The 14,275-nt window shown below is 49.1% G+C and carries 9 protein-coding genes; 4 read left to right on the forward strand and 5 right to left on the reverse strand.

Going from position 1 to position 14,275, the window contains the following annotated elements; translation table 11 throughout:
• Positions 1–48: 48 nt before the first annotated feature.
• Positions 49–996, reverse strand: coding sequence for a glycosyltransferase family 2 protein (locus P364_RS0124070; protein ID WP_024632604.1), 948 nt, complete (start codon positions 994–996; stop codon positions 49–51).
• A gap of 763 nt (positions 997–1,759) precedes the next feature.
• Between P364_RS0124070 and P364_RS0124075 the strand changes: the two genes are divergently transcribed.
• Positions 1,760–3,325, forward strand: coding sequence for a M4 family metallopeptidase (locus P364_RS0124075; protein WP_024632605.1), 1,566 nt, complete (start codon positions 1,760–1,762; stop codon positions 3,323–3,325).
• A 186-nt stretch (positions 3,326–3,511) separates the two neighbouring features.
• Here the strand turns inward: P364_RS0124075 and P364_RS36340 are convergent, their stop codons facing one another.
• Together P364_RS36340 and P364_RS0124085 are read right to left on the reverse strand one after the other, a co-directional pair.
• The gene (locus tag P364_RS36340; RefSeq protein ID WP_024632606.1) at positions 3,512–8,182 is read right to left on the reverse strand and encodes a WIAG-tail domain; all 4,671 of its coding nucleotides are present in this window, start codon (positions 8,180–8,182) and stop codon (positions 3,512–3,514) included.
• The gene (locus tag P364_RS0124085; RefSeq protein ID WP_024632607.1) at positions 8,175–8,390 is read right to left on the reverse strand and encodes a hypothetical protein; all 216 of its coding nucleotides are present in this window, start codon (positions 8,388–8,390) and stop codon (positions 8,175–8,177) included. The genes P364_RS36340 and P364_RS0124085 overlap by 8 nt, the downstream gene beginning before the upstream one ends.
• A 186-nt stretch (positions 8,391–8,576) precedes the next feature.
• On the opposite strand from P364_RS0124085, the gene P364_RS0124090 reads away from it, so the two are divergent.
• Entirely contained in the window at positions 8,577–9,707 is a 1,131-nt protein-coding gene (locus P364_RS0124090) for a YheC/YheD family endospore coat-associated protein (protein WP_024632608.1), read from the forward strand.
• 85 nt (positions 9,708–9,792) lie between these two features.
• Positions 9,793–10,584 carry an archaetidylserine decarboxylase gene (gene asd / locus P364_RS0124095; protein ID WP_024632609.1) on the forward strand — a complete coding sequence of 264 codons (792 nt, stop codon included), beginning with the start codon at positions 9,793–9,795 and terminating at the stop codon, positions 10,582–10,584.
• Positions 10,585–11,073: 489 nt separating this feature from the next.
• On the opposite strand, the gene P364_RS0124105 is transcribed toward asd, so the two are convergent.
• Together P364_RS0124105 and pdxR are read right to left on the reverse strand one after the other, a co-directional pair.
• Positions 11,074–11,859, reverse strand: a complete 786-nt coding sequence (locus P364_RS0124105) for a helix-turn-helix domain-containing protein (RefSeq protein ID WP_024632610.1) — start codon at positions 11,857–11,859, stop codon at positions 11,074–11,076.
• A 124-nt stretch (positions 11,860–11,983) separates the two neighbouring features.
• A complete protein-coding gene (gene pdxR / locus P364_RS0124110) occupies positions 11,984–13,444 on the reverse strand; it encodes a MocR-like pyridoxine biosynthesis transcription factor PdxR (protein ID WP_024632611.1) in 1,461 nt (486 codons plus the stop codon).
• A 136-nt stretch (positions 13,445–13,580) separates the two neighbouring features.
• Here pdxR and P364_RS0124115 point away from each other — a divergent pair, with 136 nt between their 5' ends.
• Positions 13,581–14,198, forward strand: a complete 618-nt coding sequence (locus P364_RS0124115; protein WP_024632612.1) for a pyridoxamine 5'-phosphate oxidase family protein — start codon at positions 13,581–13,583, stop codon at positions 14,196–14,198.
• Positions 14,199–14,275 lie beyond the last annotated feature (77 nt).

Here is a 14,275-nt window from a genome sequence, read left to right on the forward strand (position 1 = left end):
CATGTTGCAACTTTTGACGAAGCCGCTTTCTTGATTTATGCAGCATGCTCACCTCGTCAGGCTACGAACACGCTGCAGATCGGAATGCCCTCCACGTGGGCCAAGCGTATCGGTTATCCACTTGATCGCTGTCAGATGATCATTCCATATCACTTGACTGAGCGGATCAGGTCCGCTTCGTTTCTTGACTCGAACTGCATTCATTTTGCCTACAGGCACATGATGGACAGCACGCACCTTCAACCCGCTAATAACTGCCTTTGCATGTGCCAACGGTGGAATCTCCAGTGTTCCCGTACCCATTACCTCAAGTGCCCTGCGACTTAATGCATGCGGAATGGCTGTCATGGAAGCCCCTTGCAGATCAGGTCTGGCGAGCATGCTGTTCAGCGCATGTTTCGCCTCTATCACAGGGTGAACAGGGGTACGAGCCACCGGCCCGTTATAATCATTAAGTGCCACATCCATCCCATCCAGAATCGCTCGCACAAATGGCGCGAGATGTTCTGCCGGAATTAGAATGTCTGCATCCGTGAACAACAGCACTCTGCCACGAGCTGCCGCTGCACCGATTCTTCTTCCTGCATCATGTCCCAAAGCTTCAGCATAACGAAGCACCTGTGCTCCTGCCCTTTTTGCCGTCGCTGCCGTTCCATCCGTTGAACCATTCACAATAACAAGCACTTCAGCATCACGGCATATACGCAGCGCCTGACGGACGACTGCACCAATGGTTCGCGCTTCATTCATGGCAGGTATAATGACCGAAAGCAGTGGTTTATGCGAGCTCGTCGAATCCTGTGCAAGTGTCTCTCTCATCGCATGCTCATCTCTGAATGCTGGCAATTTCGTTTGGTCCATGGGTGGAATCACGTACGTATAGGCCTTTGTACCCTTTTTGTATGCAGATTTTAAACGACGTTTCTTTAATTGCGCTTTTCTTTGTGCCAGATTCGATTTAGCTGCAACAAAAGCGGTATTGCCGCGTTTTTGCAACACTGTCACCTCCCGGGTGTACATCATCGGCATGCAAAGGGAGTACACGTTATTCTATGTATTCATGGAGCAGTGGAAACGGCGTATGTCCTTGAACCGAGCAGGTTCTGTCCGCCATCAGGCTAAGTCAATCCATTTATTCAGACAATATTCGTCAAAATATTCGAAATCCGCTACAGCTCCCCTACTTCAGACACAATTTCAAAAAAAATTTAAAATTGCATCTTTTCCAACCTTTTACATTGTGATAATATACGTTGCAAGAAGTAAATTTACAAAAAAATCCTAAGAAGGAACATGCGTTCCTTTCAATTCTTTTTTACTCCTGTTAATTGACCTTCGGTTAATTATGCTCGCAGCAGGATGATCCGGGAGACTGTTGTAGCGTTTGCTGCATGTACCTTGAGAGGAGTGATGCCGTTCAATACGTAATTCAGGTTTGGTTATGTGAACCCGGAACGAACACCCCGGCTCCGTAAGAACATCTTCTGCTTCGCAAGTGGACAAGACCCCTGGCTTCTGATTGAGGAACTACAATGAACGATTAAGCCTCATGGCTAAACCGGATAAACGGTTCTCCTTTTACACCTAACCACAGGCACACAGGCTCTGCCGATTTTGTTCCTTATCGTTTCTTGTCATATTCCACATTTCAGATTCAGCCTCACGCTCCGCGCTGCCCAAGTTGCAGACGGAACTCCAACCGAGATTGGCATAATTATTTGTTTTCCAAAAAATCATATTGAGAATGGGAGAGTTTACTATGAAATTTGCTAAAGTTATGCCAACAATTCTTGGAGGAGCTCTTTTGCTCGCTTCCGTATCTTCTGCTGCTGCAGCTCCATTGTCTGATCAGTCCATTCCATTGCAGGCCCCATATGCCTCTGAGGAGGGTATCCAGTTGAACAGCGGCTCCGACGAAACCATCTTCAATTTCCTTGGTCAACAGGAACAATTCCTGAATTCCGACGTAAAATCCCAACTCAAAATCATTAAAAGAACGACAGACACCTCTGGTGTACGACACTTCCGCCTGAAGCAGTACATTAAAGGAATTCCAGTCTACGGTGCCGAGCAAACGATCCACCTGGACAAAACAGGACAGGTTTCATCCGCACTTGGTGATCTTCCACCGATTGAAGAACAAGCCATCCCTAATGACGGCGTCGCTGAAATCAGTGCAGAAGATGCGATCAAGATTGCATCGGAAGAAGCCACTTCCCGCGTTGGAGAGCTTGGCGAACCACAGAAAACGCCTGAAGCCGAGTTGAACATTTACCACAATGAAGAGGACAACCAAACCTATCTTGTTTACATTACTGAAGTCAATGTGCTTGAACCAGCCCCATTGCGTACCAAATATTTCGTGAATGCCGTTGACGGCAGTATCGTATCTCAATATGACCTCATCAACTTCGCAACAGGAACAGGTACAGGTGTACTTGGTGATACCAAGACTCTTACAACCACCCAATCCGGCAGTACCTTCCAACTGAAAGATACCACTCGCGGCAAAGGGATCGAAACCTACACCGCAAGCAATCGCTCCACCATTCCAGGTACTCTCCTGACGGATTCCGACAATGTATGGACTGACCGTGCCGGAGTAGATGCCCATGCCTATGCTGCCGCCACGTATGATTTCTACAAAAACAAATTCAACCGTAACGGTCTGGACGGCAACGGTTTGCTGGTCAAATCCACGGTACATTACGGCTCCAACTACAATAACGCCTTCTGGAACGGGGTACAGATTGTATTTGGTGACGGAGATGGTACAACCTTCACTTCCCTGTCCGGTGATCTGGACGTAGTAGGTCATGAATTGACTCACGGTGTCATTGAGAACACAGCCAACCTGGAGTACCGCAATGAGCCAGGCGCACTGAACGAAGCCTTCGCAGATATCTTCGGCAATACCATTCAGAGCAAAAACTGGTTGATCGGTGACGACATTTACACACCTAACATTGCAGGCGATGCACTGCGCTCCATGTCCAACCCTACATTGTATGGACAACCTGACAAATACAGTGACCGTTATACCGGAACAGCTGACAACGGTGGTGTTCATACCAACAGCGGTATCATCAACAAAGCATACTATCTTGCAGTTCAAGGCGGCACGCACAACGGTGTCACTGTAACCGGCATTGGACGCGATAAAGCCATTCAAATCTTCTACAGCACACTCGTGAACTATCTGACACCAACATCCAAATTTGCTGCGGCAAAAACAGCTACCATCCAAGCAGCCAAAGATCTGTACGGTGCAACTTCCGCTGAGGTTACTGCAATTACCAAAGCTTATCAAGCCGTAGGACTGTAAGAATCCATTTGTTTTTGAACTCATATTATATCGTTCAGGCACCCCTCATCGTCCGAACGGAGCAAGCTTATATATGAAAAAAAGCGGTGTCCCGGACAAATCCGGGAACCGCTTTTGTCTATTTGAACATGTGCCCTCCTTCGTCCACAGTTGTCTTTGAAGATGAAGGCACGTGATCCTGCACTTTTACACGGAAGGCCCAGCGGCAATCCATGATAACAATCCATACGTGTGTTTGGAGCCTCCAGTACGTGACACTTCCAGTACAGCTTCATCTTCACTCTGGGAGAGCAGCGACACCTGAAATCCCCGATCATTACACATGGCTACAATCACATAATGCTCCGATATAAACGATTCCTCAAAGGTTACCGATACTTCCACACATTCTTCATCCTCAGGCAATATGAAAGCCTCCATACCGAACTGCTGCACGACAGGCTGACGGCTGACACTCCGTACAGGCTGGAATGCCAGATGTTTGGCCTGAACGGCTCCGGATTGCAGCTGCTCGCTGCCCACCGCTCCATCACACAAATGTTCCTGTGTAATCGATTGTTCACTCAGTATAAACTCCGTAGTTCCACCGATCTCCTGTGACAATTCAAGCTGTGATTGCTGAGCCTGAACTATCTCCTCTGTCGTCACTGGAGCAGCTGCCAATGGCTCCCCAAGCTGGTCCGTTTGGGCTGTCTGCTCTTGTTGTCCCTCCAGCTCCTGATTCAATGCCTGGTGAATTTGTGTTTCCTCCAGACCAGCACCCGGCAGTACCTCGACCAGGGCCTGCTGTGAAGGCTGTACTGCTTCGCTCTCTGTCTTAAGCAATGCTTCTTGTCTTTTGATCGCTGCCAGCTGCTCCAGTGTTTCTCCACTGAACTGGCGAATCGCATTCCATATCTCTTCGCTCAAATGCGCCGGGCCTACAATTCCCGCATTCAAGTGATTGGATGTAATGCTTTGTTCACTCAGTTTGCTGCCATCGATGGCGCAGTCTGCAAGATGCGCGGATGTTATCGCGCCGTCAGCCAATTTGCTGCCGTTTACACTGCCGTCGGCCAGTTTAGCACTCGTTACAGACCCATTTTGTAGATGGATCCCGCTTACTGCTTCCTCTTCCAGATGGGTTGTGCGAATACTACGTTCTTGAATATGATCAGCATGGATCGTTCCATCCAGAATATGCCGAGATTGCACACTTTGGTCTGCCAGGTGGATAGCTGATACCGCTCCTTCAAGCAACTTGCTGCCGTTTACACTGCCGTCGGCCAGTTTGGCAATTGTTATGGAACCATTGTGCAGGTGAATCGCACTTACCGATTCCGCTTTGAGGTGGGAGATCCCAATGCTGCGTTCCTGAATATGGTCCGCATGAATCGCTCTTTCTTGGATATGACGGGATTGCACACTTCCATTGGCAATATGAACCTCTGACACCGAATCTTCAAGTAATTTGCTGCCGCTCACACTGCCATCGGCCAGTTTGGCACTCGTTACAGACCCATTTTGCAGATGAACCGTACTGATTGTATCCTCTTCCAGATGGGTCGTGCCAATGCTGTGCTCCTGAATATGGTCAGCAAGGATTGCTCCTTCCTGGATATGGCGGGACTGCACACTTTCGGAAGCGATATGGATCCCCGACACTGTATCTTCGAGCAACTTGCTGCCGTTTACACTGCTATCCGCCAGTTTGGCACTCGTTACGGAGCCATTTTGCAGATGAACCGCACTTACTGCTTCCTCTTCCAGATGGGGTGTGCCAATGCTGCGTTCCTGAATATGACCCGCATGGATGGCACCTGCCTGAATATGCCCGGATTGCACACTTTCCGATGCGATATGAATCCCCGATATAGTACCTTCGAATAACTTGCTTCCGTTTATACTGCCATCCGCCAGTTTGGCACTCGTAACAGATCCATTTTGCAAATGGACTGCACTTACCGACTCCTCTTCCAAATGGAGTGTGCCAATGCTTCGTTCTTGAATATGATCAGCAAGGATTGACCCTTCTTGGATATGGCGGGTTTGCACACTTTCGTCTGCCATGTGGGCAGCCGATACTGCCCCTGCGGCTAATTTGCTGCCATCAACACTACCACTCGCCAGTTTGGAGCGTGTTACCGATTCATCCTGTAATATAATCGTACTTACTGCTTCTTCTTCCAGATGAGACGTACCGATACTGCGTTCATGGATATGATGAGGAAGAATCTCACCATCTTGAATATGACGGGAATGTACAGCTCCTTGCTGCAGGTGAACCGCACTTGTCGACTCTGCCTGAAGGTGCAAACCACTGATCAAACCTGGCTGCAGATGAGCCGCTGTAATGGATAAAGGTGCCAGATGGTCTGTTTCGACAGATCCAGGTGCCAAGTGATGGGATGTGACTACCTGTTCAGCAATATGTTCCTCATGAATGATGTCGGGTTTCAGATGCTGTGAATTCACCACCCCCGTACCCAAATGATCCGATTTCACACTTCCATCAGCCAGATGAACGGATTGCACAGCGGATGGCTGCAGATGCTCGCTGCCTACAGAGGCCTGTTGTAATTCTGTCCCGGATACCGAGTCTGCTGCCAAATGGTCTGCTGTTACGGAGCCATGTCGCAGTTTGTTGCCTGTAATACTACCATCGGCAAATAATTCGGGTGAACGTACTTCCTCCGACAAATGTTCCAGTGAAACAGCATGCTGCTTCAGGTGATAACCGCGAATGGTTCCTGCTGGAATATGTTTGGCGTGAATGCTTTCTGCCATAATTTTGGAAGAAGTCACGCTGCCGTCTGCCAGTTTGGCTGACGTGACAGCAGAATCCGCCAGTTTATCCGTGGCAACACTCTCTGGTGATAGCTTGGGGGAGGTAATCGCATGATCTGTCAGATGAGGTGGAAAAATGGATCCGCCTGCCATCTGGGCTGAAGTTACACTGCCAGGAGCCAATTTGTCTGTTGTGACGGCTGCCCGTGCAATTGCATCCGTTTCAACACTGCCCGGCTGAAGATGAGGCATACCTACGGAATGCTCTGTCAGGTGCTCCGATTTCACTGCATAAGGTCTCAGGGCCTCGGAACCCACGCTGCCTGGAGCCAGATGTGTACCTGTGACTCCACCGCTCGCAAGATGCGAGGATACGACGCTCCCCGGGGCAAGCGCTCTGCTGCTAACCGAAGCCGTTCCAAGTTTTTCTGTTGTCACACTTCCATCCGCGAGCTTGGCGTCTATAACTGCAGCATCCTGCAATTCATACGTACCTACAGCTGACTCTGCCAGATGCCGCTCAGATACCACGCCATCCGCGAGAGCATCTCCGGACACACTTCCGGCAGACAGATGAGTAGCCTCGATGCTTCCACTTGCAATGTGAATAGAGTGAATTGCGGAATTGTCCACATGTACCGGCATGATTCCCCGGTTCGCAATGTGTTCCGCACGAATGGACCCTTTGGCAAGATGTTTGCCCTGTACAGCTTCATCCGCGATTTTGGAAGAAATGACGCTCTGATCAGAAATCTTGGAGGCTGTAATCGACTGTTCCAGCAATTTAGCTGTTCCAACCGACTGGTCTGCCAGTTTGCTGCTGGTTACAGCTCCGTCCGTCAAATGTTCACTGCCTACTTCTCCGTTGCCAATCTGCTCCTTGCCAATGGCATAAGCGCGGATCTGGCTTGAACCGATGGAACCGTCCAGCAGATGTCTTCCGCTTAGCGAACCCTCAGCTAAATGTCTTGTTTGTATGGATCCATCCTCAATCTGGTCACTCCCAATACTGCCAATAGATAGTTGTGAACGACCAATCGCCCCTTCTGCCAGATGCATCTGTTTAACAGCACCTGCCTGGATATGGTGAGACTCGATGGATTGTTCTTCGATTTTGCTGCCTGTGACAGCACCTTCACGAATTTTGGATGTAGTCACCGCATCGTCAGCCAGTTTAGAGGTATGCACAGCTCCTCCCGAGAGATGCCTTGTATCCACACCGCTAATCGCAATCTTGTCTCCAGTTACGGCATGATTCTTGATTAATTCTTCCGTAACCAGCATTCGGCTGAGATGTCTTGTGCCGATGGAACCGTCGGCAATTTTGGCTGAATCGATGACCTGGTTGCCAAGCTTCTGGGAAGTAATGCTGCCATCTCTGATTTTTTCACCGGCAATAGAAGCATTTCGTATTTTGTGACCTGACACGGAGCCGTCAATCAAGTGCTCTTCGGATACAGACGCTTCCGCAAGTTTAGCGGAAACAATTGCCCCGTCTGCAATGTGAATGCTGGTCACCGCATAATCCTGCAATGCTTCACTGCCTACCGCATCCGGTTTCAGCTTGGAGGCATCCACAGAGAATGGAGCCAGTTTGCTCTCCGTAACAGCAAATTCACTCAAGTCGTCCGTGTAGATATAGTGTCCGGTATGACCCGGCATCTGGTTCTGGTTCAGGATCTCCAGCCGATCCCTGCTTGTGATTTCCTGCTTGTTGACGTCCTTTTCTTCTTCTAGAACATGCGGAGCCACGCTGCTGACCTGAATCTGCTTTTCCAGGCTATCTTGTGTCTCGACGACTTCCTCGTTATCAGACTCTACGGGTTCCGGCTTGATGATTTTGGCTACGATTTTTAGGTCTTCCAGCTCGTTCGTTGTAGCAGGTAGCTCCGTTGATTCGAATAGGAATTCTTCTGATGCCTGAATGGCCCTCGAATCCCGTTTATTTGCATTCACGCGCGCTTCTCTATTCGAAGTGAAACCTGAGCTCATTGTGTCTGACCGTCGATTGGTCAGATCCAGTTCCTTAAATTTTGGACTCACATGCCGCAGTTTCGGCGTAGGAATCTTCTTATTGCTCTTTTTACTCATACAGCCTGCTCCTTCCTCTGACGTTCGTCTCCGGCATCATATGCTCCAGTCTGGGCATCTGCCACTGCAATTCATGACTTTTGCCAATTACAGTACGTGGATGTATAAGCTTCAAAATATGCGTTAACGGAATGCTGTCTGCTGAAATAGGCTGTACCAACTCACTTATGTAAGGCGGCTGTCCACGCCCCTGCCCCGGAAATGTCATACGATATCATGTAAGCATTTTGCATAAATCTATAGAATGCAAAGGGCTGGTATGAGAACTCATTGGTGCCTATCGAAGCATCATGATTCCGGTCTGCGTTATCGTGATATCCAACCAGGCGTTGACAGGCCGGCATTTCATGGATGGACGATCCATGGTCGCGATAACATTGAAGGAGGAACGGTCATGCTACAAGAAACGATCGGTATTCTGTTCGATTCACGCATGTACCGGGGGATACCGGCTAGAAGGACGGGTCAGGAATCACTCGCGAATGTTGAACAGGCAGCGGCCTGTTATGGATTAATCCCTTGTTTTTTGCGGCTGGAAGACGTGGATTCGGATAACAAAACCTGTATGGCTTATGTAAAAAAAGAGGGTATATACGTGCGTCAAAGGATGCCATTGCCTTCCGTTATTCATAATCGGGCTCTCCAGCTTCGCCGTACGGAGCAGCACCAGGTGACCCAACTTCTGTTGCAGGGCATACAGGTATACAATGTTCGCAATCGATACCGCAAAGATCACATTCACGAGATGCTTTATCAGGACCCCGGTCTCAGGCAGCATCTCCCCCGTGCGGTCAAGGCTACACCCGATTCTCTGGCCTATATGATGGAACATTACGATGATCTGGTGATCAAGCCATGCAGCGGAAGCATCGGCCACGGCATTATGCGGATATTCCAAAAGGATGGTCAATGGAAACTCACTTGTGAGACAAGAACTTCACGCAAGGGATGGGCTACCTTTCGACTGAATAAGGGACAACTGCCCTCAGCTACCCTTCGCCGTATTTTTCGTCATGCCTATCTTATTGAAGAGCGCATACCTCTGGTTCGTTATGAAGGAAGACCCGTAGATCTGCGGGTCTCGGTGCAACGTGGAGGTGACGGTCTGTGGGGAATCACGGGCATATTCGCCAAGGTAGCTCCGGCTCATACGTTTGTTACAAATATCGCCCAGGGCAGCAAAGTCATGACGCTGGCTGAAGCCCTTGGTTCGGAGGAATCCGACTGGCATCTACTAGAACTGGAGGACAGAATCAAGTCTGTGGGGCTCCGCATCGCACGGACGCTGGCTTCGAGCTTGCCACATCTTGCGGACCTTGGACTTGATATGGGGATAACAGAGAAAAGGCGGATTTATTTTATCGAATGCAACGGAAGGGATCAACGCTACGGTTTCCGCAAGGCCGGGATGACGGAGCATTGGAAAGCCAGTTACCGACAACCGATGGCTTATGGACGTCTGCTGTTGGAACAGAATTCGCGCATACCGCGGCAACCTCAGACGTACGATAGGAGCCTATATTGATTTCGCGGGCATTCTGTGTCAATATTATGCAGAACGGCCGGTCCTGCCGGCCTTGAAGTTCGCACTAACCCTAAGGGGGATATTCATGGCAAAAACGCTGTTGCGGTTAATGACCGAGCTTTCTTCTCGCAAATGGATCTCCCGGACTGTGGGAGCCTTCTCCAAAAGCCGAGGAAGCAAGGCATTTATCCCTTATTTTGTCCGGACCTACGACATCCCTGTTCAGGAAGCTGAAAAAGACTGGAAGGAATATCGTTCATTGAATGATTTCTTTACCCGTAAACTTAAACCGGGCATGCGCCCGCTTGAACTTTCAGAACATGCATTGATCAGTCCGGTAGATGCCAAAATCACGGCAGCCGGTCCGATATCTGCTGGAACGCTCCTGAATGTTAAGGGACAAAATTATACACTTGCTGAATTATTAAACCACTCACCGCATCTGGAGAAGTACAAGCACGGCTATGCTTTTGTCCTATACCTCAGTCCTCGCGACTATCACCGCATTCATGCGCCTGTTAGCGGTCGCCGAATGGAGAGTGAACATATTAAGGGCAAGGTTTATCCGGTAAATGATTTTGGCCTGACCCATATGAAATCGGTGCTGAGTCGAAACGAACGGCTCATTACGTATATTGCCCATGATTTTGGAGAAGTTGCTGTCGTGAAGGTAGGCGCAATGAATGTGAGCAGTATACAGTACGCCGGTACGGATGTCAGTTCCTGGGCACAAGGCGATGATCTCGCATATTTTGAATTCGGTTCCACCGTCGTACTGTTGACGCAGAGCGGCACATTCGAACCGAAACCGGGCTTGCAGCCTGGTGATTCCGTCAAAATGGGAGAATTGCTCGGTCGGTTAAAACCCATCCAATGAGCAATGAGCAGATGATTCCTGAATAACAGGAGTCATCTTTTTTAATTTCTGATACACAGAAGAGATTACACGCAGAACATTTGCCTATATAAAAAGGTACTCGCAGCCGGAACACCTTTTTAGGGTAAAGTGTCCAGGCTATGAGTACCTTTGGCTGATCAGAGAATCCAATTATCTGCTTCAGATCTATGTAGAAGCCAAGATGACATCCGTTCTCATTCCATGTATACATGCAATACGAAGCTATGCTTCGTCATATTAGTTTTTCTGACCATTTCTTAAAACCATACGTCCTGCATTTCCTCTGCCGGTTTGTTGCGGCGCAGGCGGTTCCGGAAAAGATTAAAGCCCTTTATAGAGCATCCCCGGTTGCGGACCCGACGTTTTCCGTTCATCACAAGTTCCCCCTTTCGATCGTCTGGAATGCTACATACTTACCCCTGCTTCCCAGAATTGAAACGTTGCCATATTCTACCCGACAAAGAGGCCCTATCGAATCTCGGACGGACTTTTGCCGGTATATTGCTTGAACTGACGACTGAAGAAAAAGATATCCCGGTACCCAAGGGCATCCGCCACTTCGGTCACATTCATGCCGGTATGTACCAGCAAATGCTCGGCCCGCTCAATGCGCATGCGAATGATATAGGATTGCACGGACGAACCAATCAATTCCTTGAACTTGATCGAGAAGTATCGAGGCGATAATCCAGCTCTGGCAGCGAGGTCTTCCACGCGATGTGTTATCCCCGGATGCTGGCGTACATAGTTAGCAACCTCCTGGATGACATCAGATAACTGGTTGCTCACCTTTTTCTCCACAGGAGCTTCCGTGTCCGCGCGCAGCAAATGAATCATCAGCTGTTTCAGAATCAGCCGACTTTCTTCCTCACGCCCATATACATCGGATAAGAACAGCCGTACATACCGAGCCAGCAAATGCTCGAATTCGACCGTTTCCAGTACTTCACGGTAGGACTGCGGAACATCATTAACGGGTATATCGACATCAAAATGAATATACGTAAGTACCAACGGTTTTTGCTTATTATGTGTAGCAGTAGGATGATCTCCTGGCCTGAACAGGAAACAGCTCCCCTTGCCCACTTCATATGGCTGATCGTTCAGCACCACGGTCCCCTCACCGCTCCACACGTAAAATAAGTCATAGTTTTGCATCGGTTTTTCCCGCTTCTGCCACTTCCATCCCGGTTCGCAGACAATTTTGGCGACGGCGGGCAAAATAACAAAAGATGACGGCGATGCCTGCAGCATGTCGCCACTCCCCCTTGAAAGTTAATCTCTTTTGCATACGGCATCAATAATGATGCGATATGTGTATATATATGATTCCTGCTCCTGCTGGAGCGAAACGCCTTATTCCATTATACAGCGGAATTCACCGAAACGAAAATGTGCACTTCTCCCATGCTAACCGCAATCGCCTTATCCCCTCTTGAATCTCCTCTTTCTCCAAATGTGCAAAGCCAAAACACACAGCCGGAGGACCTGGAGTCAGCCGATAACGCACCGCATCACGGAATACGACACCTTCTTCCAGAGCCAGTGCCTTGAACCGTTCATAACTGTCGATACTCCCTTTCCAGGCAGCATAAATATGCAATCCAGCATCCCCAGGCTGCATGAGGAAAGGTTCCGGTAATTCCCGCTTCATCTCACTGACAAAAAAAGCATGCCGTTCCCCGTACAGACGGGTTAACCGTCTTAGATGGCGCAAATATCCTCCCCGGGTCATAAACTTCGCAAGTGCACGCTGCTCCAGAAGGGCAGGAGGGACCGGTTCGTACAGTGCTTTTGCAGCGATCAGAGGCTGCACCAGACCTGGCGGCAGAACCGCATAGCCAAGCCGGAAGGATGCAACCATCGTTTGTGAGAACGATCCGACATAGATGACCCTTTGTTCACGATCAAGTACTTTGAGCGGTTCAATCGGTCTACCGCCCCAGCGAAATTCACTGTCATAATCATCTTCAATAATGACGGCGTTGCGCTCCGACGCCCATTCAAGTATGGTTCTCCGCCTGTCCAAACCAAGGACTGCTCCTGTAGGAAACTGGCGGGTTGGGGTCACAAATAACGTCTGTGCCTCCCAGCTCTGCGGAATAATTCCCCCGCTATCCACCTCCGCTGGAATAATCGTTCCTCCACAGGACTTCACTGCATGGGCAATCCCCTGATAACCCGGATTTTCCAATACAACAGCTGCCCCCTCCGGGATAAGCAGCTGTGCCAGCAGGGTGATGCCCTGCATGGAACCACTAAACAACACGATCTGTGATGCATCAGCCTGGATGCCGCGTGTCCATCTTAGATGTGACGCAATGGCCTCACGCAGTTCAAGATCTCCAGCAGTACCACTTCGTTCATGTGATCCACTGCTGCGATGAACGGCGGCCAATGCACTTTTCCATTCCGCTTGCGGGAAGTGCTCGGCAGGCATGCGCTGTACATGGAAGTTGATGACCGGTTTCTCCCGTTCAATAGATGACGGTTTTTCCTTTTGATTATGAATATTCAGCATGCTCACCCGCTCTCCCCATGGAGAAAGTGGAAGGATCGCTTCCTGTCCCGCATGTTCCTGTGCCGTTAATGTGTCCGAAACAAAAGTCCCTCTTCCCCGATGTGCCCGCACATAGCCATCAGCGAGCAGCATGTCATACACCTGGGCTACGGAGCCGCGTGACATTTCATACTGACGTGCTAACTCTCGGGTGGAAGGCAGTCTTGTGCCACCAACCAGCATTCCTGCATGAATGGCGTCACGCAAAGCATGGTACAATGCCTCGTATTTGTAGCGATGTTGAAGCTCGTATGAATCCATGTGCAGCCATAATTCCATCCTGCACCCCTTTTCCAAATAAATTGGTCTATTAAAGTGAATGTAAATTGGATCTTTTTATATGTCAATGCAGGTTCTATTGTTATGGCTAAGGTACAACGATCTAATACACATTGCCATTCAAGGGGGAACACCAGTGAGAAGAAAAGAATTCAATGTAGATGAAGAGCAGGAAATGATAACCTTTCTGGACCAATGCTCCTTTGGTTTTCTGGGAACGGTCAGTCCAGAAGGGCAGCCACGGGTAACACCGCTCAACTTCGTATATATGGACGGTTGTTTTTATTTCCACGGCAGTCTTGCCGGAGAGAAAATGAAGCAGATCAAAATGGATTCCTCGGTCAGTTTTACAGTGGCTGAAGAGTTCTCCCTGATTCCATCTTATTTCAGTGATCCCGAGCTGGCCTGTCCGGCAACCTCTTTTTTCAAAAGTGTAATGGCATTCGGTCAGGCAGAGCCGCTTCAGGATCTGGATATCAAAGGCAAGGTTCTGCAACGTTTCATGGAGAAACTTCAGCCGCAGGGCAGATATATCCCCATTGATGCAGCTGATCCCCGTTACAAGGGACAACTTAAAGCTGTTGCTGTGGTCCGCATTGTTCCGGAACGGATGAGTGCCAAGTTCAAATTTGGACAGAACCTCACAGCCGAACGCTTTGATCATATTAGTGGTGAACTGGAACAGCGTAATGAAGGAAGAGATGCGGAAACCGCAGAAATGATGCGGAAATACTGTCCTTTTCATCAGGAATAATACTCATTTTCCATAGTAGAATCAAACGAAAGAAGTGACATTAACTTAACTCAAAAACATCCACAACAACGCGGTGA

It is taken from the genome of Paenibacillus sp. MAEPY2, from assembly GCF_000499205.1.
In the GTDB taxonomy this organism is placed as follows: Bacteria; Bacillota; Bacilli; order Paenibacillales; family Paenibacillaceae; genus Paenibacillus; species Paenibacillus vandeheii.

Bases quoted from the DNA above. Each gene is read 5' to 3' on its own strand.
- P364_RS0124075 (WP_024632605.1), top strand. From the start codon at position 1,760: ATGAAATTTGCTAAAGTTATGCCAACAATTCTTGGAGGAGCTCTTTTG.
- P364_RS36340 (WP_024632606.1), bottom strand. From the start codon at position 8,182: ATGAGTAAAAAGAGCAATAAGAAGATTCCTACGCCGAAACTGCGGCAT.
- P364_RS0124085 (WP_024632607.1), bottom strand. From the start codon at position 8,390: ATGACATTTCCGGGGCAGGGGCGTGGACAGCCGCCTTACATAAGTGAG.
- P364_RS0124090 (WP_024632608.1), top strand. From the start codon at position 8,577: ATGCTACAAGAAACGATCGGTATTCTGTTCGATTCACGCATGTACCGG.
- asd (WP_024632609.1), top strand. From the start codon at position 9,793: ATGGCAAAAACGCTGTTGCGGTTAATGACCGAGCTTTCTTCTCGCAAA.
- P364_RS0124105 (WP_024632610.1), bottom strand. From the start codon at position 11,859: ATGCTGCAGGCATCGCCGTCATCTTTTGTTATTTTGCCCGCCGTCGCC.
- pdxR (WP_024632611.1), bottom strand. From the start codon at position 13,444: ATGGAATTATGGCTGCACATGGATTCATACGAGCTTCAACATCGCTAC.